This window comes from Streptomyces sp. DT224, from assembly GCF_049844595.1.
Classification (GTDB): domain Bacteria; phylum Actinomycetota; class Actinomycetes; order Streptomycetales; family Streptomycetaceae; genus Streptomyces.
The window spans coordinates 330,746-353,388 of the sequence record NZ_JBNCLI010000011.1 but is presented as its reverse complement, the minus strand read 5'-3'; the positions used below and the strand labels follow the sequence as shown (position 1 = coordinate 353,388).

Here is a 22,643-nt window from a genome sequence, read left to right as displayed (position 1 = left end):
TCTGTCCATGACGGGTACCGGAGAGACCGAGCGCTGGGCGCCGGGTGACCAGATCCTGTGGCGCTACCGGGGCAACGGCCCCAGACGGCCGGATTCCGCCGCTCACCCGTTCCACATCTGCCGCCCGGTCACGGTCGTCCAGGACACCGAAGAGCTGCTCGCGGTGTGGGTGGCGCCCGGCACGGAGTGCGTCAAGCCGGTCCTGGCGGACGGCACCGAGGTGCACGCCGAACCGCTCGCCACCCGGTACACCGCCCCGCGCACGACGGCCCGTACGCTCTGGCTGGGCAACGGCGTGCTGAAGCTGGCCAGACCCGGCGACCCCTGGTCCGTCTGGCTGTTCTGGGAGCGCGGCTGGCTGTTCCGCAGCTGGTACGTGAACCTGGAGGAGCCGCGCACCAGGTGGGCCGGGGGCGTCGACTCCGAGGACCACTTCCTGGACATCTCCGTCTACCCGGACCGCAGCTGGCTCTGGCGCGACGAGGACGAGTTCGAGCAGGCCCAGCGGGTGGGCCTGATCACGCCGGAGACGGCGGGCCGGGTGCGCGAGGCGGGGCGCGCGGCGGTCGGGCTGATCCGCGCCTGGGGGCCGCCGTTCCGGGACGGCTGGGAGGACTGGCGGCCCGATCCGGCGTGGCGGGTGCCCGAACTCCCGGACGACTGGGACCGCCGGCCGGACGGCTCGGACCGTACGGCTTCCGCCATGCCGTCGTGAGACCCTTGATGCACCCCAGGGGGGCAAACGTAGGATCGTCCCGAGGAGCTTGGATCAGCCCCAACCGGCAGGCGGGGTGCAGGACCTGACCGCAAGTCATCGGCTCGTCGCGCGGACGGCGTCCTCAGGGGCCGCATCGGCGTCACGAGGCGCACGAGTTGCCCGCATCACATGAGCCACTACGAGGGGGTGGAGACGTGTCCGCTGACCGCTGCCGCCCCCGCGGAAACGTTGTCACCGGCATCCTGGCCGGACATCGCGTTTCGGCCCCGTACGGCGGGGAAGGCGATGTCAGCCGTTGTTATTGCCGTTCCTGCCGGGGCACAGTAGCGCCCCACAAGGTGATTGCCTCATACAACCGGCCCGGACGGACGGAATCCCACGCGTGACGGAGCACTCCACCTCCCACGAAGGCCGGCAGCCTCTCGCCGCCCGGCCGCAGGAACGCACCCGGCCGCGGCAGCGGGACGCCGCCGTGGCGGCCGCCGCTGCCGCCACGGCGATCCCGGCCCCCGCCAAGGGCCCCGCGAACACGGCTCCCGACCCGCAGGCGGCGACGCGGCGCGAGGGCGACCGGCTGCGCTTCGTGGGGGCCGCGACCCGGCGGATCGCCCGGGGCATCGACCTGGACGAGATCGTGCTCGGGCTGTGCCGCGCCAGCGTGCCGACGTTCTCCGACGCCATACTCGTCTACCTCCGCGACCCGCTGCCCGTCGGCGACGAACGGCCGGTCAACCCGTTCGTGCTGCGGCTGCGCCGCTCGGACCGGCTGCGGCTGGCCGACGAGGAGACCGAGAGCCTCTCGGAGACGGAGCGGCTGCGGCTGCCCGCCGTCGACCCGCAGGCCGACCTGATGCCCGCCGCCGAGCTGTGCGAGGTGCGGCCCGGGAGCGCGCTCGCCGAGGTGCTGCGCGGGGTGCGCCCGGTCTTCGGCGACTCCGCGGCGGCCCGCGTCGCGCTCCCCGAACTGCTGGGCGCGGACCGCACGGTGCCGTCGGGCCACCGGGTGATCCTGGCCCCGTTGCGCGGCCGGCGGCGGGTGATCGGGGCGGCGGTCTTCCTGCGCGGCGCCGAGCGCCCGGCCTTCGAGGCCAACGACCTCCTGGTCGCCGCCCAGCTGGCCACGCACACCGCCCTCGGCATCGACAAGGCCGTGCTCTACGGGCGCGAGGCGTACATCGCGGACGAGCTCCAGCGCACGATGCTGCCCGACTCGCTCCCCCAGCCGACCGGGGTGAAACTCGCCTCGCGCTACCTCCCCGCCGCCGAGACGGCCCGGGTGGGCGGCGACTGGTACGACGCGATCCCGCTGCCCGGCAGCCGGGTCGCCCTGGTCGTCGGGGACGTCATGGGCCACTCCATGACCTCCGCCGCGATCATGGGCCAGCTCCGGACCACCGCGCAGACCCTGGCCGGCCTCGACCTGCCCCCGCAGGAGGTTTTGCACCATCTGGACGAGCAGGCGCAGCGCCTCGGCAGCGACCGCATGGCCACCTGCCTGTACGCGGTGTACGACCCGGTCGCGCACCGCATCACCGTCGCCAACGCGGGCCATCCGCCGCCCGTGCTGCTGCACCTGGGCGGCCGCGCCGAGGTGCTGCGGGTGCCCCCGGGCGCCCCGATCGGCGTCGGCGGAGTGGACTTCGAGGCCGTCGAGCTGGACGCACCGGCCGGTGCGACGCTGCTGCTGTACACCGACGGGCTGGTCGAGTCGCGGCTGCGGGACGTGTGGACGGGGATCGAGCTGCTGCGGGAACGGCTCGCCGCGACCGCCCGGCTGACCGGCCCGGACCACTCGCCGCCGCTGGAGGCCCTGTGCGACGACGTGCTGGACATGCTGGGTCCCGGTGACCGCGACGACGACATCGCGCTGCTCGCCGCCCGCTTCGACGGGATCGCGCCGAGCGATGTCGCCTACTGGTTCCTGGACCCGGACGAGTCCGCTCCCGGCCGGGCCCGCAGGCTGGCGCGCAGGGCGCTCGGCCGGTGGGGCCTGGACGACCTGTCGGACTCGGTGGAGCTCCTGATCAGCGAGGTGGTCACCAACGCCGTGCGGTACGCGGAGCGCCCGGTCACCCTGCGGCTGCTGCGCACCGACACGCTGCGCTGCGAGGTCGGCGACGACTCCCCGCAGCTGCCCCGGCAGCGCCGCGCCAAGGACATGGACGAGAACGGGCGCGGCCTGTTCCTGGTCAACCGCCTGGCCCGCCGCTGGGGCGCGACGCGCCTGTCGACGGGCAAGGTGGTGTGGTTCGAGATGCCGGTGCGCGGGTAGCGGCCCCGGCCCCGGAAGACGCGAACGGGCGGTGTACGAGGCTCCTCCTCGTACACCGCCCGTTGCCGTTGCCGGGCCGGCGCGTCAGCCGGTCACCTGTCGTCGTTGTTGTTGTCGCTGTTGTCCGGCCGCTTGTCCCCCGACAGGTCCGGGAGCTCCACGGTGGACGAGGGGTCCGGGCCCGGCCGGTTCGAGGGACTGGGCGGCGGTTCGCTCGTCGCGCCGCCCGAGGGCGAGGCGGGCGGGGAGCTCTGCGGGGACTCGCTGGCCGGCGGCGGCTCGGAGGAGGGCGACGTGGACGGCGAGGGGGAGGGCGAGGGGTCGTCGGAGGGCGAGGTGCTCGGGCTCGGCGAGTGGGACACCGGCGGCGGGCTGACCGCAGCGCCCATGTCGGTGTCGAGGTCGAACTTGCGGGCCTTGCCGACGGAGTGCCCCATGTAGTCGGCCCAGATCTCGGCGGGGAAGCCGCCACCGTTGACGCGGCCGCCGCCACCGGCGCCCTGGAGGGTCACCTGCGCGTTCTTCTTGATCTTCTTGCCGTCGTCGTCGGTGCGGTCGAACGCGGCCTCGCCGAACAGGCCGACCGAGGTGACCAGGTCGGGGGTGTAGCCGGTGAACCAGGCCGACTTGTTGTCGTCGGAGGTACCGGTCTTGCCGGCGATCGCCCGCTTGGCGAGCCCTTCGGCGTTGCGGACCCCGCGGGCCGTACCGTCGTCCACCACACCCGTGAGCACCGAGGTCACGGAGTCCGCCGCCTGACGGGAGATCACCTGGTCGCCGATGGCGTCCGGCAGGTCCACCGCGTCGCCCTCGTGCACGGCCGACTTCACGATCTGCGGGGTGACCTCCTTGCCGTGGTTGTCGAAGGTGGCGTAGACCCCGGCCATCTCCAGCGGGCTCGCGCCCATGGAGCCGAGGGTCATCGCGGGTGTGCCCTTCAGCCCCTTCACGTCCATGCCGAGCTCACCGGCGGTCTTCATGACCTTGTCCATGCCGACGTCGACGCCCATCTGCGCGAAGACGGAGTTGACGGACTTGTTCATCGCGTCCTGGACGGTGATCCGGCCGTAGTCCTGGTCGTCCTCGTTCTCCGGGTTGAACGGGATGTCGCTGCCGACGACAGGACGCTTGCTGGTGCCGTCGTAGCGGGTGCTCGCCGTGATCCGCTCGCCGTCCTGGGTCTTCGACTCCTCGGCGAGGGCGGCGGCGAGGATGACCGGCTTGAAGGTGGACGCGGGCTGGAAGTCGGAGCGGGTGGCGTTCGACGTCCAGTGGACGTTCTGGCCGCGCCCGCCATACAGGGCCAGCACCGCGCCGGTCTTCGGGTCGACCGAGACCGCGCCCGCCTGGATGTCCTGGTCGAGCTTGCGCTTCTTGGTGTCCAGCTTGTCGAGCAGCTTCGTCTCGACGGACTTCTCCAGCTGCTCCTGCTTCTTCTTGTCGATGTTGACGGTGATCGTCCAGCCACCGATGTCGAACTGGTCCGCGGTGAGGCCCGTCTGCTTGAGCACCGCGTTGCGGGCCGCCTCGACGATGTACCCCTTCTGGCCGGCCGTTCCGTTGAGCGGCTTGGGGTCGTGCGGCACGGGGAACTTCAGCCCCTGCCGCTTGCCGGCGTCGAGCCAGCCCTCCTCGACCATGTTGTCCAGGGTGTACGCCCAGCGCGCCTTGACGAGCCGCTTGCCGTTCGGACCGGCGACCGCCCAGTCGTACTGGCTCGGCGCCTGGAGCAGCGCGGCGAGGTAGGCGCCCTGGGAGACGTCCAGGTCCTTGGCGTCCACGCCGTAGTACGCCTGCGCGGCGGCCTGGATACCGAAGGCGCCGCGGCCGTAGTAGCTGGTGTTGATGTACCCGGCGAGGATTTCCTTCTTCGTCTTCTTCTGGTCCAGCTTCAGTGAGATGACCAGCTCTTTGAGCTTCCGGGTGACCGTCTGGTCCTGGTCCAGGTAGTAGTTCTTGACGTACTGCTGCGTGATGGTCGAGCCACCCTGCTTGCCCTTGCCGGACAGGGTGTTGAGCAGGCCGCGCGCGGTGCCCTTGAAGTCGACGCCGTGGTCGTCGTAGAAGGACTTGTTCTCGGCGGCGACGAAGGTGTCCTGGACCTCCTTGGGCACCTCGGCGAGGCTCACGATCTCGCGGTTCACCTCGCCGGTCCTGGCCAGCAGGCTCCCGTCGGCGTACTTGTAGACGTTCGCCTGCATCTGCGCCTTGGCATTGCCCTCGGGCACGTCCACGAGCATGTAGAGCACGGCGAAGGCGCCCATGCCCAGCAGGATCACCCCGAGGGCGGTGCCCAGTAGTTTGCGCCAGGTGAAGAGCCTGCGTATGCCGCCGCTCTTCGCAGCCCGCCGCTGGGCTCGTCGCGCTTCCGCTCGACCCATCGCTTGGTCGCTCCCGTTTCTCTGCTCTGCTCTGCCGAATCAGCCCGGACCTGCCAGCTAACACCGTGGGCAAGGCCGAAAAGCCGACGATCCGAGATTTTACGGACGTGAGAATCAGCACCCACTCCCGATGGAACCGACTCCTGAGGGGTGCGCAAGGTTGCGAGAACCGTTAATGTGTAATCACATTGCTAGCGACCGGCTAGCTGACCACCACGGGGGCCACCATGACCGACCCGCACGAGCCCGACACCGCCGCCCAGCCGTCCGCCGGACTTGCCCCGGACGCGCCTGAGATGCCGGAACCGCAGGTCCGGGAGGTGAAGGCGCACAGCATCGCCGGCGGCCTCGGGCTGCTGCTGACCGTGCTCGGCGTGATCGCCGGCATCGCGCTCGCCATCGTCGGGGGCGTCATCGGCTCGAACGGGAACAACGCCGTCGGCATCCCGCTCTGCGTCCTGGGCGTCCTGCTCGCCATCGCCTCGTTCATTTGCATGGGCGGTGTGAAGATGGTCGCACCGGGCGAGGCGCGGGTGATCCAGCTGTTCGGCCGGTACGTGGGCACCATCCGCACCGACGGACTGCGCTGGGTGAACCCGCTGACCTCCAGCCGCAAGATCTCCACCCGCGTCCGCAACCACGAGACCGCCGTCCTCAAGGTCAACGACGCCTACGGCAACCCGATCGAGCTCGCCGCGATCGTCGTGTGGAAGGTCGAGGACACCGCCCAGGCGCTCTTCGAGGTGGACGACTTCCTGGAGTTCGTGGCCACCCAGACCGAGTCCGCCGTCCGGCACATCGCCCTCGAGTACCCGTACGACGCCCATGAGGAGGGCGGCCTCTCGCTGCGGGGCAACGCCGAGGAGATCACCGAGAAGCTGGCCGTCGAGCTGACCGCCCGGGTGCAGGCGGCGGGCGTGCGGATCATCGAGTCGCGCTTCAGCCACCTCGCGTACGCCCCCGAGATCGCCTCCGCGATGCTCCAGCGCCAGCAGGCCGGCGCGGTCGTCGCGGCCCGGCAGCAGATCGTCGAGGGCGCGGTCGGCATGGTCGAGATGGCGCTGACCCGGATCGCCGAGCAGGACATCGTGGAGCTCGACTCGGAGCGGAAGGCGTCCATGGTGAGCAACCTGATGGTGGTCCTGTGCGGTGACCGCGCGGCCCAGCCGGTCCTCAACACGGGCACGCTCTACCAGTGACCGAGGAGAGCCCGGGGGAAGCGCCCCGCGCCCGGCCGCGGCAGCGCAAGCAGATGCTGCTGCGGCTGGACCCCGCCGTGCACGACGCGCTGGCCCGCTGGGCGTCGGACGAACTGCGCAGCGCGAACGCGCAGATCGAGTTCCTGCTGCGGCGGGCGCTCGCCGAGGCGGGCCGGCTGCCGGGCGGGGCCTCGCCCATCCCACGCCGAGGGCGCCCGCCGAAGGCCGCGCCGGAGCCGCCGGGCGAGGAGTGAGACAGCTACGGCCCGTCCCCCTGGGGGCGGGCCGTTGACGTGCACCGTTCGACCCTGGAGGCGGGCCGTCGACGTGCGCCGTGCGACTGCTCCCCCCGTGTATACACAGTAGGTATACACACCATGTAGAGTGCTCCGCATGTCAATCGGCCACACCTTGCTCGGGCTCCTGGAGTCCGGCCCACGCCACGGTTACGACCTCAAGCGGACCTTCGACGAGAAGTTCGGGCACGACCGCCCCCTGCACTACGGGCAGGTCTACTCGACCATGTCCCGGCTGCTGAAGAACGGCCTCGTCGAGGTCGACGGCGTGGAGAGCGGGGGTGGCCCCGAGCGCAAGCGGTACGCGATCACGGACGCCGGCATCACCGACGTCGCCACCTGGCTCGCGCAGCCCGAGAAGCCGGAGCCGTACCTCCAGTCGACCCTGTACACCAAGGTCGTCCTGGCCATGCTCACCGGCCGCGACGCGGGTGACGTGCTGGACGCCCAGCGCTCCGAGCACCTGCGCCTGATGCGCATCCTCACCGACCGCAAGCGCCGCGGCGACCTCGCCGACCAGCTGATCTGCGACCATGCCCTGTTTCATCTCGAAGCCGATCTGCGCTGGCTGGAACTGACCGCCGCCCGCCTCGGCCAGCTCCAGAAAGTGGTGGCCCCGTGACCCCCGCCGGCTCCCTCCTCTCCGCGCACGACCTGCACAAGACCTACGGCTCGACCCCCGCGCTCGACGGCGCCTCGTTCTCCGTCCACCCCGGCGAGGTCGTCGCCGTGATGGGCCCGTCCGGCTCCGGCAAGTCCACGCTGCTGCACTGCCTCGCCGGGATCATCACCCCGGACTCCGGCACCATCACCTACGACGGCCGCGAGCTGTCCGCGATGTCCGACGCGGAGCGCAGCGCGCTGCGCCGCAGCGACTTCGGGTTCGTCTTCCAGTTCGGCCAGCTCGTGCCCGAGCTCACCTGCGTCGAGAACGTCGCCCTGCCGCTCCGCCTCAACGGCACCCGCCGCAAGGACGCCGAGCGCACCGCCCGCGCCTGGATGGAGCGCCTGGAGGTCGAGGACATCGGGGGCAAGCGCCCCGGCGAGGTCTCCGGCGGCCAGGGCCAGCGCGTCGCCGTGGCCCGCGCACTCGCCGCGTCCCCGAAGGTGATCTTCGCGGACGAGCCGACCGGCGCGCTGGACTCCCTCAACGGCGAACGGGTCATGCAACTGCTCACCGACGCCGCCCGCTCCGCCAACGTCGCGGTCGTCCTGGTGACCCATGAGGCCCGCGTCGCCGCCTACTCCGACCGCGACGTCACCGTGCGCGACGGCCGGGCCCTGGACCTGGAGCACGCCGTATGACACTCCTGGACGAGAAGCGGACCCCGGCCCCCGCGCCCGCGCCGCCGGCCCGCCCCTCCCGCACCGCGCCCTGGCTGCGCGACCTCGCCCTCGGCGTCCGGTTCGCCGCCGCCGGCGGGCGCGAGGGCTGGACCCGCACGCTGCTCACCGCGATCGGCGTCGGCCTCGGCGTCACGCTGTTGTTCCTCGCCGCGTCCGTGCCGCACGCGCTCGACGCGCGCAGCGCTCGGGAGGACGCCCGCAGCGAGACCAAGATCTCCGAGAACCCGGACGCGCAGGGCAAGAAGTCCGACACCTCGGTCCTGCGGGTCGCGGCGGACACGGAGTTCCACGACCGCAGTATCAGCGGCTATCTGATGCGCGCCGACGGCGCCCACCCGGTGCTCCCGCCGGGCATCGACGCCCTGCCCGCGGCCGGCGAGATGGTCGTCTCCCCCGCTCTGAAGAAGCTGCTGGACGACCCGGACAACGCCCTGCTCAAGGAGCGCTATCCGTACAAGATCACCGGCACCATCGCGGACGACGGACTGCGCTCGCCCAACGAACTGTGGTTCTACGCCGGCAGCGACACCCTGACCACGGCCTCCGGCGGCCACCGCGTCACCGGATACGGCGACCCCGCACCGACCCCGCCGCTCGCCCCGCTGCTCGTCGTGCTGGTGATCATGGTCTGCGTGGTGCTGCTCGCGCCCGTCGCCATCTTCATCGCCACCGCCGTCCGCTTCGGCGGCGACCGCCGCGACCGCCGGCTGGCCGCCTTGCGCCTGGTCGGTACGGACATCAGGTCGACGCGGCGGATCGCGGCGGGCGAGGCGCTGTTCGGCTCCGTGCTCGGTCTGCTCATCGGCCTCGCCCTGTTCCTGGTGGGGCGGCAGTTCGTGGGCTACATCGAGGTCTGGGACGTCAGTGCCTTCCCGGCCGACCTCGCCCCCGACCCGCGGCTGTGCCTGCTCATCGCGGTCGCCGTCCCGCTGACCGCCGTGCTGGTCACGCTGTCCGCGATGCGCTCGGTGGTCATCGAACCGCTCGGGGTCGTACGCAACGGCCGGGCCCGCAAGCGCCGCCTGTGGTGGCGGCTGGCGCTCCCCCTCGCGGGGCTCGGCCTGCTCGCGCTCAACGGCCAGTCCGGCGAGTACGAGGTCGTCAACCCGTACCCCATCACCATCGGCGCGATCCTGGTCCTCCTCGGGCTCGCCCTGCTGCTGCCGTGGCTGGTCGAGGCGTGCGTGAACCGGCTGCGCGGCGGTCCGGTGCCCTGGCAGCTCGCCACTCGCAGGCTCCAGCTGAGCAGTGGGACCGCCTCCCGCGCGGTCAGCGGCGTCACCGTGGCGGTGGCCGGCGCGGTGGCCGTGCAGATGCTGTTCGCCTCGATGAACGCCGACTTCAACAGGCTCACCGGGCAGGACCCCTCCCGCGCCCAGTTCTACGCCGCGTCGGGGCAGGTCAGCGGCAACGCCGCCGTGGACACCATCAAGGCGTTCCGCGCCACCAAGGGCGTCACCCAGGTCATCGGCATGGTCGAGGCGTACGTCACCAAGCCGGGGAAGTACGCCGAGGACGACATCCAGCCCACCACCTCCCTGAACGTCGGTGACTGCGCCACCCTGCGCGAGGTCGCCCGCATCGGCTCCTGCCAGGACGGCGACACCTTCGTCGTGCACCCCAGGAACGACAAGGACATGGCCGGCTGGATGGACAAGACCGCCCGCAAGGGCAAGGAGGTCGAGTTCGAGTCGGGGAGCGGCCGGAAGCTGCGCTGGACGCTGCCCGCCGACGCGAAGACCGTCGTCAGCCGCAAGGACCCGGTCGGAGAGGACCGCTGGGGGATCATGGTCACCCCGGGGGCGATCGACGCGACCACCCTGCCGGGCGCGATCACCGCCTCGCAGATCCGCATCGACGAGAGCGTCCCGGACGCCGCCGAGTACGTACGCAACACGGCGGCCCGCATCGACCCCGGCATGCGCCTGGTCACCCTGACGTCCGTCTCACGCGACCGCCAGTACGCCAGCGTCCAGACCGGCCTCCAGGTCGGCGCCACTATCACGCTGCTGCTGATCGCGGCCTCCATGCTGGTCTCGCAGCTGGAGCAGCTGCGCGAGCGCAAGCGGCTGCTCTCGGTCCTGGTCGCCTTCGGCACCCGGCGGGCCACCCTCGCCTGGTCGGTGCTCTGGCAGACCGCGCTCCCGGTGGTCATCGGGCTCGCGGTCGCCGTGGCCGGCGGCCTCTCACTGGGCGCGGCGCTGTGCTGGATGGTCGGCAAGTCGGTGGACGACTGGCTGGTGTTCCTGCCCCTCGCGGGAGCGGGCGGGGCGCTCATCCTGCTGGTCACGCTGCTGTCCCTGCCGCCGCTGTGGCGCATGATGCGCCCGGACGGGCTGCGCAGCGAGTGACAACCGCGGAGGGCGGCCGGACGCCTCTACGTCCGGCCGCCCTCCGTCACGCGTACCGGCAGTGCCCGCAGCGCCTCGCGCAGCGCCGCCGCCAGCTCCTCGAACTCCTCCTGCCGGGCCGCCCCGGTCCGCATCGCCAGCGCCACCCGCCGGGTGGGGGCCGGGTCCGTGAAGTACGCCGTGGTCAGCGCCTCGTTGCGGGCCGTCTCGACGGTGACCGCGGTGCGCGGCAGCAGCGTCACGCCGAGGCCGCCGGCCACGAGCTGGACCAGGGTGGAGAGCCCGGCCGCGGTCGTGGTGACCGGCGCGCCCTCCGTGCGGCCGGCCTCGCGGCAGATGTCGAGCGCCTGGTCCCGCAGGCAGTGCCCCTCGTCCAGCAGCAGCAGCGGCAGCTCCCGCAGCGCGTCGCGGGGGATGTCGGCGCGCCCGCCGAGCGGGTGGCCGCGGTCCATGACGAGCACGAAGTCCTCGTCGAAGAGCGGGAGCTCGCTGACCCCGGGAACACCGAGGGGCACGGCGAGCAGCAGCAGGTCGAGCCGTCCGGCGCCCAGCCCCTCGATCAGCGAGGAGGTCTGCTCCTCGTGCACCTGGAGGTCGAGGTCCGGGTAGCGCTCGTGGACCAGCCGCAGCACGGCCGGCAGCAGATACGGGGCGACGGTCGGGATCACGCCGAGCCTGAGCACTCCGGTGAAGGGGGCGCGGACCGCCTCGGCCTCCTCCATCAGCTCGCCGACGGCGTCGAGCACGACGCGCGCCCGCACCGCGAGCCGCTCCCCGGCGGGCGAGAGCAGCACCTTGCGCGTCGTACGCTCGATGAGCTGGACACCCAGTGCCTCCTCCAGCGCGGACACGGCCCCGGAGAGCGCGGGCTGACTCATCCCGATTGCGGCCGCCGCGTCCCGGAAGTGCAGATATTCGGCGACGGCGGCGAAGGCGCGCAGCTGCGAGAGGCTGGGCTGTTTGAGCCGGTTGCCCGGATTGCTCTGCACCACTGATAGGTACCTCCGATCATCACGACCGAGTGTAGCTATTTCTGCGATCAATGCACTCTGTGCCATGGTGGAGATCGTCCAACCCTCAGGAACTCCCTCAAAAGGGGAGAACCTACGCTGCAAGGAGAGCGCGTGCTCACTGTCGGTGACAAGTTCCCCGAGTTCGACCTGACCGCCTGCGTGTCGCTGGAGAGCGGCAAGGAGTTCGAGCAGATCAACCACAAGACCTACGAGGGTCAGTGGAAGATCGTCTTCGCGTGGCCGAAGGACTTCACCTTCGTGTGCCCCACCGAGATCGCCGCCTTCGGGAAGCTGAACGACGAGTTCGCCGACCGTGACGCCCAGATCCTCGGCTTCTCCGGCGACTCCGAGTTCGTGCACCACGCCTGGCGCAAGGACCACCCGGACCTGACCGACCTGCCCTTCCCGATGATGGCCGACTCGAAGCACGAGCTCATGCGTGACCTCGGCATCGAGGGCGAGGACGGCTTCGCGCAGCGCGCCGTCTTCATCGTGGACCAGAACAACGAGATCCAGTTCACCATGGTGACCGCCGGTTCCGTGGGCCGTAACCCCAAGGAGGTCCTGCGGGTCCTCGACGCCCTGCAGACCGACGAGCTGTGCCCCTGCAACTGGACCAAGGGCGAGAACACCCTGGACCCGGTCGCGCTCCTCTCGGGCGAGTGAGCTGATACCACCATGGCTCTCGACGAACTGAAGTCCGCCATACCGGACTTCGCCAAGGACCTGAAGCTGAACCTCGGTTCGGTCATCGGCAACAGCGAGCTCCCGCAGCAGCAGCTCTGGGGCACCGTCCTGGCCTGCGCGATCGCCTCGCGCTCGCCGAAGGTGCTGCGCGAACTGGAGCCGGAGGCGAAGGCCAACCTCTCCGCGGAGGCGTACACCGCCGCGAAGTCGGCCGCCGCCATCATGGCGATGAACAACGTCTTCTACCGCACCCGCCACCTGCTCTCGGACCCCGAGTACGGGAACCTGCGCGCGGGTCTGCGGATGAACGTCATCGGCAAGCCGGGCGTGGAGAAGGTCGACTTCGAGCTGTGGTCGCTCGCCGTCTCCGCGATCAACGGCTGCGGCCAGTGCCTCGACTCGCACGAGCAGGTGCTCCGCAAGGCCGGCGTGGACCGCGAGACCATCCAGGAAGCCGTCAAGATCGCCTCGGTGATCCAGGCGGTGGGTGTGACCCTCGACGCCGAGGCCGTACTCGCCGAGTAGACGCCGTACCCTGAATACGAGAAGGGCCCCGAGGACGACCGACCGTCCGAGGGGCCCTTCTTCCTGCGCGTACGCGTTACGAGGGCTCCGGCGGCGGTTCGTCCCCGCCCTTCTCCGGCGTGGGGCCGGCCGCCGGCGCCGCGTCGAGGGCGGTCGCCCCGTGCGGGGGCGGCGAGTGGCGGCGCGAGTCCTCCTGCCCGTACGAGCGCAGATAGCCGACCACCGTGTTGGTCACCGCGACCAGCGGCACCGCCACCACCGCGCCGCCGATCCCGGCGATCATGCCGCCCGCCGCGACCGAGAGCACCACGGCCAGCGGGTGGACCCGCACCGCCCGGCCCAGGATGAACGGCTGGAGGACGTGGCCCTCGATCTGCTGCACGGCGAGGACCACGGCCAGCACCATCAGCGCGGTGAACACGCCCTCCGTGACCAGGGCGACGACCACCGCCAGCGCCCCGGAGACCACCGCGCCGACGAGCGGGATGAAGGCGAACAGGAAGATGAAGACGGCCAGCGGCACCGCCATCGGCACGTTGAGGAAGTAGATCCCGAGCCCGATGAAGATCGCGTCGATCAGGGCCACGATGACCGTGCCGCGCACATAGGCGGTCAGCGTCCGCCAGGCGCGCGGACCGGCCCCGGCGACCCCGGGCCTCGCCTGCGCGGGGACCAGCTTGAGCACCCACTGCCAGATGCGCGCGCCGTCGTAGAGCAGGAAGAGCGTCGAGAACATCGCGAGCAGCGCGCCGGTCATGAACTCCACGACCACGGTGACGCCCTGGAGGCCCGCGGTGGTGATGGCCTCGGTGTTGGTGCCGACGGTGTCGCTGAGGTTCTTGGCGATGTCGTTGATCTGCTTGTCGGTGACATGGAACGGACTGGCCAGGAGCCAGTTCTTGAGGTCGTCGATCCCCTTCGTCACCTTGTCGGAGAGGGTGTCGATGTTGTCCATGACCTGCCACACCACGAACCAGCCGACCAGGCCCATGATGACGAAGCCGGAGATCGCGGTGACGGCCGTCGCCAGGCCCCTCGGCAGCCCGTGGCGCCGCAGCCGGGCGACGGTCGGCTGGAGCAGCGCGGTGACCAGCAGCGCGGCGACGAAGGCCAGCACGACCAGTTGCACGGCGCTGATGATCCGCATCAGCACCCACAGGGTCCCCGCCAGCACCAGCAGCCGCCAGCCCGCCTCGGCCGCGACCCGCATCCCCCACGGGATCGCCGCGACCGGATCGGGGCGCGCGGCCACGGTGGGCGCGTAGGTGGGCGGGGCGGGCACCTGGTCGACGTGGGCCGCCTCATCCTTCCCGGCCTCCGCCGGGATCCGCCCGTGCGGGTCCCCGAGCAGGGGGTCGTCGGCCTCCGACTCGGCCCGCCGCTCATCGAGACGCTCGCTCAGCCTGCTCAGCTCAGCACCCAGTTGTCCGAGCCACCCCGGCAGTTTCGACATAGCTGTTCCTCTACCCCCGTCCGCTCTCCCCACCGCTCCCCGGGAGCGTTCCGCACGACCGTACACGCGTGAAGCCCCCCGCCGAAGGACGGCGAGGGGCTTCACGGGGTTGAGCTGGTGAACCCTGGTTCTAGTACCAGTGGTTGGCCTGCCAGAAGGACCAGGCGGCGCACGGGCTGCCGTAGCGCGGGCTGTTCATGTAGCTGAGGCCCCACTTGATCTGGGTGGCCGGGTTGGTCATCCAGTCGGCACCGGCCGAAGCCATCTTGGAGCCGGGGAGGGCCTGGACGAGACCGTAGGCACCGGAGGACGGGTTGCTCGCCCGGTAGTTCCAGCTCGACTCGTGGTTCACGATGTTGCTGAAGCACTGGAACTGGTCGGCGGGCATCATCTGACGAGCCATCGCCTGGACTTCGGCCACGGTGTACGAGCTCTGCTGCGCGAACGACGCGGTGGAGCGGATCTCGGAGCGGCTTGCGCGCTCGCGCTCCTTGCGGTCCTTCTCCGCCTGGCGCTCGCGCTCCAGCCGGTCCTCGGCGGCCTGCTTCTTGGACTTCGCGTCCTTGGCGGCCTGGACGCGGGCGGTCTCCTCCGCGGACTTCTTCGCGGCGGCGTCGGCGGCGGACGCCTGGGCGTCGGCCTGCTGCGTCAGCGAAGCGGTCTGGACCTGGGCCTGCTGGCCCGCGGGGATGTCTGCGAGCAGCGTGGTGTCGGCTGCGGTCGCCTCGAAGTTGTTGTCGTCGGCAGCAGGGGTGCTGCCCGATGCAACGCCTACGACGGCGCCTACGGTGGTGACCGCGGTGGCAGATGCCACGGCGAACCCCCGGACCGAAATCCGGCTCACACGGTGTCCTTCCAGCATCGCCCGCTTAGGTGACCTCGCGGGCGCAATCGTGCCCCTGGCACTGGCCTCCCTACTGCTTGGGTCACGGGAAGGCACGGGCCCGGTGGGCGACTCCTCGGGAGGAGCGCCGCGTGGTGCTCGCGGGCGGCATACGGACGGCGGTTGTTGAGTTGTGTGGTGCGTGGCGCCTCTGGAGGTGCCGGTGTGCCGTATGCGGGGCCTGACGGAAGCAAGACTCTGCCGGAATCGGACCGGGGGAAGCAATTCTCCGTTGCGTGGGAAAGGTCACACCTCGTTTGGCGGTCCCGAATGACGGAAAAGGCGCCACAACACGCCGCCGCCCGGCTAGGCTGCTTGGCCCGCCGGGCGGCGTCAACGTCCCAACCCGTATCAGATCTGACCTTCCTCCAACATTTCGGTCACCAGTGCGGCGATGCGGGAACGCTCCGAACGCGTGAGCGTCACATGCGCGAAGAGCGGATGCCCCTTCAGCTTCTCGACCACGGCGACCACGCCGTCGTAACGGCCGACCCTGAGGTTGTCCCGCTGGGCCACGTCATGGGTGAGGACGACCCGGGAATTCGTGCCGATCCTGGACAACACAGTCAGCAGGACGTTCCGTTCGAGCGACTGGGCCTCGTCGACGATCACGAAGGCGTCGTGCAGGGAACGGCCCCGGATGTGGGTGAGCGGCAGGATCTCCAGCATGCCGCGCCCCAGCACCTCCTCGATCACCTCGCGCCCGGAGACGGCCGAGAGGGTGTCGAAGACGGCCTGCGCCCAGGGGCTCATCTTCTCGGCCTCGCTGCCGGGGAGATAACCGAGCTCCTGCCCGCCCACCGCGTACAGCGGGCGGAAGACCATCACCTTCTTGTGCTGCCCGCGCTCCAGCACCGCTTCGAGCCCCGCGCAGAGCGCCAGCGCCGACTTGCCGGTGCCGGCCCGGCCGCCCAGCGAGACGATGCCCACCTCCTGGTCGAGCAGCAGGTCCAGGGCGATGCGCTGCTCGGCGCTGCGGCCGTGGATGCCGAACGCCTCCCGCTCGCCGCGGACGAGCCGCACATTGCCCTCGGCCGTGACCCGGCCGAGCGCCTTGCCGCGTTCGGACTGGAGGACCAGGCCGGTGTGCACGGGCAGTTCGGCGGCCTCGGGGACGTACAGCGTCTCCTCGGCGAAGAGCAGGTCCACCTGGTCGGCACCGAGGGACAGTTCGGACATGCCCGTCCAGCCGGAGTCGGTGATCGCCAGCTCCGCGCGGTACTCCTCGGCGAGGAGGCCGACCGATGACGCCTTGATGCGCAGCGGCAGGTCCTTGGAGACGACCGTGACGTCGTACCCCTCGGCCTGGAGGTTGCGCGCGACCGCGAGGATCCGTGAGTCGTTGTCCCCCAACCGGTAGCCGGCGGGCAGGACGCCGGGATCGGAGTGGTTGAGCTCGACGCGGAGCGTCCCGCCGAGGTCCCCGAGGGGGATCGGCGCGTCCAGCCGGCCGTAGCGGACCCGGAAGTCGTCCAGCAGGCGCAGGGCCTGGCGGGCGAAGTAACCGAGCTCCGGATGGTGCCGTTTGGCCTCCAGTTCCGTGACCACGACGACCGGGAGCACGACCTCGTGCTCGTCGAAGCGGGCCATGGCGTTCGGATCGGCCAGCAGGACGCTGGTGTCGAGAACGTAGGTGCGCCTGTCGGGCAGGCGGCGCTTTGTGCTGGTCACCACGGAAGGACGTACCCCCTCGGAAGAGGTCGGGGTGCGACGGCGGGCGTCGCGTGGCATCCCACTTGTCATCGGCGCCCACCCGGCTGGTGACCGGGCGCCGGCCTGTCAGGGATATGCCCTCTTACCCGGCCGGCCATGCCGACCGGATCTCTTCCGGGGGACGCGGGGCGGACCCCGCGCGCCCGGCCTGCGGCCCTAGCCTCCGTAGCGGCGATGGCGGGCGGCGTAGTCGCGCAGTGCCCGCAGGAAGTCGACCCGGCGGAAGGCCGGCCAGAAGACCTCGCAGAAGTAGTACTCGGAGTGCGCGCTCTGCCAGAGCATGAACCCGGAGAGGCGCTGCTCGCCGCTGGTGCGGATGACGAGGTCGGGGTCGGGCTGGCCGCGCGTGTAGAGGTGCTCGGAGATGAGGTCGGTGGAGACGATCTCGGCCAGGTCCTCGAAGGAGGTGCCCTTGGCGGAGTGTTCCAGGAGCAGGGAACGCACGGCGTCGGCGATCTCCTGCCGCCCGCCGTAGCCCACCGCGACGTTGACGAGTATCCCGTCGACCCCGACCGTGGCCTGCTCGGCCTCCTTCAGGACGGTCTGGGTGTGGGCGGGCAGCAGGTCGAGCGTGCCGACGTGGTGGACCCGCCAGCGGCCGTCCGCGGCCAGGCCGCGCACCGTGTTCTCGATGATGCCGAGGAGGGGCGTCAGCTCGGCCTCGGGCCGGTCGAAGTTGTCGGTGGACAGCATCCAGAGCGTGACGACCTCGACGTCGGTCTCGCTGCACCAGCCCAGGAGTTCCTTGATCTTCTCGGCCCCGGCCTGGTGGCCCTCGGCGGCCGTACCGCCGGACGCCTTGGCCCAGCGGCGGTTGCCGTCGAGGATGACGCCGATGTGCTTGGGCACCTGGGAGTGGTCGAGGCGGGCCTCCACCCGGCGCGCGTAGAGCCCGTACACCAGGTCGCGCAAGTTCACTGAGTCCACCTCTCGGTTCCGTGCGGGCCCGCCGGCCCCGCGTCAGGGGTCCGGGGTCGTCCCCTGGGGATCGGATCGCCGCACTGGAAGGGGGCGGATCGCCCCGCCGTGTCATGGCAGTCCCGTCAGGCCACATTACTGCGCGGGCCCCGCACCCACCCAACCCGGCCTGTCACAAGTCCGTGATAAGGAGAGAATCGTGACTGATTCCTCCTCCCCCTACCAGGCCGCCCCGACCCGCTACGACTCCATGGAGTACCGGCGCAGCGGACGCAGCGGTCTGAAGCTGCCGGCCGTCTCGCTCGGCCTCTGGCACAACTTCGGCGACGACCGGGCGCTCGGCTCCCAGCGGGCCATCCTGCGCCGCGCCTTCGACCTCGGTGTGACCCATTTCGACCTGGCCAACAACTACGGTCCGCCGGCCGGCTCGGCCGAGCTGAACTTCGGCAAGCTCTTCCGCCAGGACTTCGCCCCGTACCGGGACGATCTGCTGATCTCGACCAAGGCGGGGTACGAGATGCACCCCGGGCCGTACGGGGAGTGGGGGTCGCGCAAGTACCTGCTGTCGTCGCTGGACGCCTCGCTGAAGCGGACGGGCCTGGACTACGTCGACATCTTCTACTCGCACCGCTTCGACCCGGAGACTCCGCTGGAGGAGACGATGGGGGCGCTGGCCTCCGCCGTACAGCAGGGCAAGGCGCTGTACGTGGGGGTGTCCTCGTACGACTCGGCGCAGACCGCCGAGGCGGCGCGGCTGCTGCGCGAGATGGGCGTGCCGGCCCTGATCCACCAGCCGTCCTACTCGATGATCAACCGCTGGACCGAGGAGGACGGGCTCCTGGACACGCTGGAGGCGGCCGGGATGGGCTGCATCTCCTTCGTGCCGCTGGCCCAGGGGCTGCTGACCGGGAAGTACCTGAACGGCATCCCGGAGGGTTCGCGCGCCACGCAGGGCAAGTCGCTCGACCCGGACCTGCTGTCGCAGGAGGTCGTGCGCCGGCTGAACGGGCTGAACGACATCGCGCGCCGCCGGGGCCAGTCGCTCGCCCAGCTGGCCCTGACGTGGGTGCTGCGCGACAGCCGGATGACGTCCGCCCTGATCGGCGCGTCGAGCGTGGGTCAGCTGGAGGAGAACGTCGCGGCGCTGGCGGGCCCGGAGCTGTCGGCCGAGGAGCTGGAGGAGATCGACGTCTTCGCCGTCGACACCGAGGGCACCAACATCTGGGCCGCGCGGGGCTGAGTGCCTGCCCGGCCCGGAGCCGGGCAGAAAAAACGGGCCGGTCCGTGGGGGGGGGTTACGGACCGGCCCGAGGGGGGGTTTCCACCATAACCCTTCGTAAGTGATGCTGGGCGCCGCGACGCGAAATAATTACTCTCCGAGAGTGAGAGGCTTCGCTCCGGTCATCGACCGGCCCTCACCGCACCCCTCTGACCTGCGAGGACATCGCCCGGCCCGGGACGAACACCGGGAACACGCCCGAGACGTCCACAGGATGTCCACATTCCGCTCGTCAGTGGCCGCCCCGGGGCTTCACACAGCCCGTTCCCTCCATGTAGCGACCGTGTGCCTCCGCGTTGACGAGTCCGTTGACCATGCCGTCCAGCGAGCCGTCCACGCAGAGGGTCCCGAGGGACACGGTGAAGGAGGTGCGGTGCGTGCCGAAGGTGCTCGTGGTGACCGATCCGTCGGGGTATCCGAGGGCGTGGAGCGCCTGGAAGACCGAGTCCTCGGTGGACTTCTGCCCCTCCGCGAGCGCGGCGAGCCCCTGCTTCACCCGCTTCACCTCCGCCTCGCCCCGGGCGCGGTCCGCCTCGGACAGGTCGAGGGTGGACTGGAAGGCGTGGTTCTCGGCGTAGTGCGGGTTGGCGTCGCCGCCCTGCGGGGCGCCCTGGGGAGCGCTCGGCGCGGTGCCCTGCTCGGTGCTCGGCGCCGTGCCCTGTTCGGCGCTCGGCTCGGTGCTCGGCGCGGCGCTCGGACCCGTGGGGACGGAGACGGCGGAGGCCGGGGGTGGCGCCGCGTCGCCGGGGGTGGCCAGGATGTGGCCGCAGCCGGTGAGCGCGGAGGCGGTCAGGAGCACGGTGGCGCCGGCGCGGAGCGGGGCCGTACGTATCGCGGAGGTCATGGGTACGAGTATGGAACGGGAACCCGGCGTGTGGCGGCGGGAGTTGGTCCCCGCGCCGTTACGTCGCGGCCGCCGCGCCCCGGTGCCCCCGGGTGAAGCGGACGCCCACGGTGTCCCCGCCGACGACCACGAAGCGGCCGCCCTCGCAGCGGATCACGGCCTCGTGGACCTCGCCCCGCTCGTCCCGGCGTTCGTCCGTACTCAGCACCGTCCAGCCGCCCTCCGGAGCCTCCGGCAGCCCGGCCAGCGCGGCGAACTCCCACTGCGCGGCGGGCACACACCAGTCGGGCAGCTGCGGCCAGGTGCCGGCGCCCACGTGCAGGGTGCCGTCCGAGGCGCAGGTCAGGCGGACCGACTGGCCGTCGTCCAGCACGAACGAGACGGCCTCCGGCTCACCCATCCGGCCCTCGGGGCGGTAGAAGATCCCGAGCACGCCGACGATCCTGGCCCCCTTGAGCCACTCGGCGCCGCCCCGGCGCGGGCCGTGCGCGGCGTCCCCGTCGGTGCCGAGGTCCATGGCCTGCTCCTTCCGCGAGCGCTCGCGACCAGAGTGCCATCCTTCGGGCCGTCCGGGGGCGCCGGTCTCACGCGGGCTTGCGGGCCTCGATCAGGAAGCGGGTGGTGTGGGCGACGAACGGGCCCTCGGTCTCCAGCCGGTGGTGCAGCGCGGCGAGTTGCGGCCGGTACCGCTCGACGGTGAAGCCGGGCACCATCCAGATCACCTTGCGCAGGAAGTAGACGACGGCCCCGATGTCGTAGAACTCGGTGCGCAGCCGCTCCGCCCGCAGGTCCACGACGTCGAGCCCGGCCGCCTCGGCGTCGGCCCGCGCCCGCTCCGGGTCACGCGCGCCGCGCACCTGTGGGGGCTGCGGCCCGAGGAAGTACTCGACGAGCTCGAAGACGCTGGCGGGGCCCACCTGTTGCGAGAAGTACGTGCCGCCGGGCGCCAGCACCCGGGCGATCTCCTGCCACCACGTGGTGACCGGATGCCGGCTGACCACCAGGTCGAAGGCCCCGTCCCCGAACGGCAGCGGCGGCTCGTCCTCGTCCGCGACGACGGCCACCCCGCGCGGGTGCAGCAGCGCGGTCGCCCGCGCGACGTTCGGCGGCCAGGACTCGGTGGCGACGGCGAGCGGCGGCAGCTCCGGCACGGCGGCCAGCACCTCTCCCCCGCCCGTCTGGATGTCGAGCGCGGCCCGCGCCCGCCCCATCCGCTCCCCCATGGCCCGCGCGTACCCCCAGGAGGGCCGCTGCTCGGTGGCCCGCCCGTCGAGCCAGGAGAAGTCCCAGCCGTCGACGGAGACGCTGTCCGCCTCCGCGACGAGAGCGTCGAACCGGGCGGCTTCGCCGGGCGTGGGCGGGGTGGCGTCGGGCGTTGCGGTCATGGAGCCATCGTCCCAGCCGCGCCGGGCCGCCCGCGACCGCATTACGGGTGGGCAGGGGCGCCGGCCGGGCCGGACGCGCTGAGCCCGCCGGCGTCAGGCGGCCAGTCCCCCGAACAGCAGGCCCAGGAACGCCCCCGCGATCATGAAGGGGCCGAACGGGATGCCCGTCCTGCGGCCCGCGCGACGCAGCGCGACGAGCGCCGCCCCGTACACCGCGCCGAACAGGAAACCCGCGAAGCCGCCCGCGAAGACGACGGCCCAGCCGTACCAGCCGAGGACCGTGCCCAGGGAGAGGGCGAGTTTGACGTCGCCGAAGCCCATGCCGGACGGGTTGATGAGGAAGAGCAGGAGGTAGAACGCGCCCAGGACGAGCCCGCCGAGGAGGGCGGAGAGCCAGGAGCCCGCGTGTTCCGGCAGCAGTGCGGCCAGGCCCAGGAGTACGGCGGCGGCTCCGGCGGCCGGCAGGGTCAGCCCGTCCGGCAGCCGGTGCACGCGGTGGTCGATGCTCGCGAGGAGCACGGCGACCGGGGCGAGCAGCAGCCAGGCCGCCAGTTCGGGGCGCGTCCCGGTGGCCCAGGCGAGGGCGGCGCAGGCGAGCGCGCTGACGACGGGGGCGAGGCGGTGGGGGGCGTAACGGGGGGTGGGCGGGGACGTGTCCCCGGGCGGGGGCGTGTCCCCGGGCGGTGCGGCGCCGGGGGCGCCCGTCCGCACCTCCGCGACCGCCCCCTGCGCGCAGCCGCCGCAGCGTGCCGTGCCCAGCCAGGCGCGGGCGGGGCCGGTGAGGGGGTGGCCCGCCGGGCAGGCGTCCCGCCACGGTTCGCCGGGCGGGACGGAGAACCGGTAGGCGGCGCGCGGGACCAGGAGCCCGGTCGCGGCGCCCCAGAGTGCGGCGACCCCTGTCAGCATGGCGTACACCTCGGCGATCCTAATCGGCGCGGGCCGGGCGGGGGTTGTGCCGGTGGATTCGGGCCCGGCGGCGGACCGGCGGCGCTAACGTCGGGCCATGGCTCGATGGCGCGATGGCGCGGGGACGCTGACGATCACGGACCGGGACGGGGTGACCGAGACCCGGGTGCCGCTGCGGATCGCGGCGTCCTACCGGCACCGGGCACGCGGGCTGCTCGGGCGGGACGGGGTCGACGGGGCGCTGATGATCACGCCGTGCGGGAGCGTGCACTCCTTCCGGATGCGGTTCACCATCGATGTGGCCTACCTGGACCGGACGTTCAACGTGCTGGCGGTCCACACCATGAAGCCGGGGCGGCTCGGCCTGCCCCGGCCGCGCGGCCGGCATGTGATCGAGGCGGAGGCGGGCGCGATGGCGGCGTGGGGGCTGCGGCCGGGTGTGCAGGTCCGGGTCGAGCAGTCCCCGTAGCCCC

Annotated in this window: 21 protein-coding genes; 11 read left to right on the top strand and 10 right to left on the bottom strand. The window is 71.7% G+C overall.

Translation table 11 applies throughout. The features are described 5' to 3' along the window. Positions 1–7 precede the first annotated feature (7 nt). Both fomD and ACLQ2N_RS27855 read left to right on the top strand, forming a co-directional pair. A complete protein-coding gene (gene fomD, locus ACLQ2N_RS27860; RefSeq protein ID WP_425817072.1) occupies positions 8–715 on the top strand; it encodes a cytidylyl-2-hydroxypropylphosphonate hydrolase in 708 nt (235 codons plus the stop codon). 385 nt (positions 716–1,100) lie between these two features. Continuing rightward, on the top strand, positions 1,101–2,990 hold the full coding sequence (locus ACLQ2N_RS27855; protein ID WP_425817070.1) for a SpoIIE family protein phosphatase: 1,890 nt from the start codon (positions 1,101–1,103) through the stop codon (positions 2,988–2,990). A 92-nt stretch (positions 2,991–3,082) separates the two neighbouring features. On the opposite strand, the gene ACLQ2N_RS27850 is transcribed toward ACLQ2N_RS27855, so the two are convergent. Beyond that, positions 3,083–5,371 carry a transglycosylase domain-containing protein gene (locus tag ACLQ2N_RS27850; RefSeq protein WP_425817068.1) on the bottom strand — a complete coding sequence of 763 codons (2,289 nt, stop codon included), beginning with the start codon at positions 5,369–5,371 and terminating at the stop codon, positions 3,083–3,085. A gap of 227 nt (positions 5,372–5,598) precedes the next feature. Between ACLQ2N_RS27850 and ACLQ2N_RS27845 the strand changes: the two genes are divergently transcribed. From ACLQ2N_RS27845 to ACLQ2N_RS27825, 5 genes are all read left to right on the top strand, one after another. Beyond that, positions 5,599–6,570 (top strand): SPFH domain-containing protein, encoded by a 972-nt coding sequence (locus ACLQ2N_RS27845; protein WP_425817066.1) that lies wholly within the window; start codon positions 5,599–5,601, stop codon positions 6,568–6,570. Between the two features lie 53 nt (positions 6,571–6,623). Next, the gene (locus tag ACLQ2N_RS27840) at positions 6,624–6,824 is read left to right on the top strand and encodes a hypothetical protein (protein WP_425817131.1); all 201 of its coding nucleotides are present in this window, start codon (positions 6,624–6,626) and stop codon (positions 6,822–6,824) included. A gap of 139 nt (positions 6,825–6,963) precedes the next feature. Then, complete coding sequence (locus ACLQ2N_RS27835; protein WP_425817064.1) at positions 6,964–7,488, top strand: PadR family transcriptional regulator; 525 nt, start codon at positions 6,964–6,966, stop codon at positions 7,486–7,488. Then, positions 7,485–8,171, top strand: coding sequence for an ABC transporter ATP-binding protein (locus ACLQ2N_RS27830; protein WP_425817062.1), 687 nt, complete (start codon positions 7,485–7,487; stop codon positions 8,169–8,171). The genes ACLQ2N_RS27835 and ACLQ2N_RS27830 overlap by 4 nt, the downstream gene beginning before the upstream one ends. Continuing rightward, positions 8,168–10,564 carry an ABC transporter permease gene (locus ACLQ2N_RS27825; RefSeq protein WP_425817060.1) on the top strand — a complete coding sequence of 799 codons (2,397 nt, stop codon included), beginning with the start codon at positions 8,168–8,170 and terminating at the stop codon, positions 10,562–10,564. Before ACLQ2N_RS27830 ends, ACLQ2N_RS27825 begins: the two co-directional genes overlap by 4 nt. Before the next feature lie 26 nt (positions 10,565–10,590). On the opposite strand, the gene ACLQ2N_RS27820 is transcribed toward ACLQ2N_RS27825, so the two are convergent. Next, positions 10,591–11,556, bottom strand: a complete 966-nt coding sequence (locus ACLQ2N_RS27820) for a hydrogen peroxide-inducible genes activator (protein WP_425817058.1) — start codon at positions 11,554–11,556, stop codon at positions 10,591–10,593. A gap of 132 nt (positions 11,557–11,688) precedes the next feature. Between ACLQ2N_RS27820 and ACLQ2N_RS27815 the strand changes: the two genes are divergently transcribed. Together ACLQ2N_RS27815 and ACLQ2N_RS27810 are read left to right on the top strand one after the other, a co-directional pair. Further along, positions 11,689–12,243: a peroxiredoxin gene (locus tag ACLQ2N_RS27815; protein ID WP_037688641.1), complete on the top strand. Its 555-nt coding sequence runs from the start codon at positions 11,689–11,691 to the stop codon at positions 12,241–12,243. A gap of 12 nt (positions 12,244–12,255) precedes the next feature. Beyond that, complete coding sequence (locus ACLQ2N_RS27810; RefSeq protein ID WP_093706689.1) at positions 12,256–12,789, top strand: alkyl hydroperoxide reductase; 534 nt, start codon at positions 12,256–12,258, stop codon at positions 12,787–12,789. Positions 12,790–12,865: 76 nt separating this feature from the next. Here the strand turns inward: ACLQ2N_RS27810 and ACLQ2N_RS27805 are convergent, their stop codons facing one another. The 4 genes from ACLQ2N_RS27805 to ACLQ2N_RS27790 all read right to left on the bottom strand — a co-directional run bounded on the left by ACLQ2N_RS27805 (position 12,866) and on the right by ACLQ2N_RS27790 (position 17,756). Next, positions 12,866–14,242 (bottom strand): AI-2E family transporter, encoded by a 1,377-nt coding sequence (locus tag ACLQ2N_RS27805; protein WP_425817055.1) that lies wholly within the window; start codon positions 14,240–14,242, stop codon positions 12,866–12,868. Between the two features lie 130 nt (positions 14,243–14,372). Continuing rightward, complete coding sequence (locus ACLQ2N_RS27800) at positions 14,373–15,086, bottom strand: lytic transglycosylase domain-containing protein (RefSeq protein WP_425817053.1); 714 nt, start codon at positions 15,084–15,086, stop codon at positions 14,373–14,375. A 390-nt stretch (positions 15,087–15,476) separates the two neighbouring features. Then, positions 15,477–16,799 carry a PhoH family protein gene (locus ACLQ2N_RS27795; protein WP_425817051.1) on the bottom strand — a complete coding sequence of 441 codons (1,323 nt, stop codon included), beginning with the start codon at positions 16,797–16,799 and terminating at the stop codon, positions 15,477–15,479. A gap of 195 nt (positions 16,800–16,994) precedes the next feature. Continuing rightward, positions 16,995–17,756, bottom strand: coding sequence for an isoprenyl transferase (locus ACLQ2N_RS27790; RefSeq protein WP_164402422.1), 762 nt, complete (start codon positions 17,754–17,756; stop codon positions 16,995–16,997). Positions 17,757–17,955: 199 nt separating this feature from the next. Here ACLQ2N_RS27790 and mgrA point away from each other — a divergent pair, with 199 nt between their 5' ends. Further along, entirely contained in the window at positions 17,956–18,996 is a 1,041-nt protein-coding gene (gene mgrA / locus ACLQ2N_RS27785; RefSeq protein WP_425817049.1) for an L-glyceraldehyde 3-phosphate reductase, read from the top strand. A gap of 271 nt (positions 18,997–19,267) precedes the next feature. On the opposite strand, the gene ACLQ2N_RS27780 is transcribed toward mgrA, so the two are convergent. From ACLQ2N_RS27780 to ACLQ2N_RS27765, 4 genes are all read right to left on the bottom strand, one after another. Continuing rightward, the gene (locus ACLQ2N_RS27780) at positions 19,268–19,879 is read right to left on the bottom strand and encodes a hypothetical protein (protein ID WP_425817047.1); all 612 of its coding nucleotides are present in this window, start codon (positions 19,877–19,879) and stop codon (positions 19,268–19,270) included. 58 nt (positions 19,880–19,937) lie between these two features. Then, the gene (locus ACLQ2N_RS27775) at positions 19,938–20,396 is read right to left on the bottom strand and encodes a hypothetical protein (protein WP_425817045.1); all 459 of its coding nucleotides are present in this window, start codon (positions 20,394–20,396) and stop codon (positions 19,938–19,940) included. A gap of 67 nt (positions 20,397–20,463) precedes the next feature. Beyond that, positions 20,464–21,264, bottom strand: coding sequence for a class I SAM-dependent methyltransferase (locus ACLQ2N_RS27770; RefSeq protein WP_425817043.1), 801 nt, complete (start codon positions 21,262–21,264; stop codon positions 20,464–20,466). 93 nt (positions 21,265–21,357) lie between these two features. Beyond that, a complete protein-coding gene (locus ACLQ2N_RS27765; RefSeq protein WP_425817041.1) occupies positions 21,358–22,170 on the bottom strand; it encodes a prepilin peptidase in 813 nt (270 codons plus the stop codon). 97 nt (positions 22,171–22,267) lie between these two features. Between ACLQ2N_RS27765 and ACLQ2N_RS27760 the strand changes: the two genes are divergently transcribed. Beyond that, entirely contained in the window at positions 22,268–22,639 is a 372-nt protein-coding gene (locus ACLQ2N_RS27760; protein WP_425817039.1) for a DUF192 domain-containing protein, read from the top strand. Positions 22,640–22,643 lie beyond the last annotated feature (4 nt).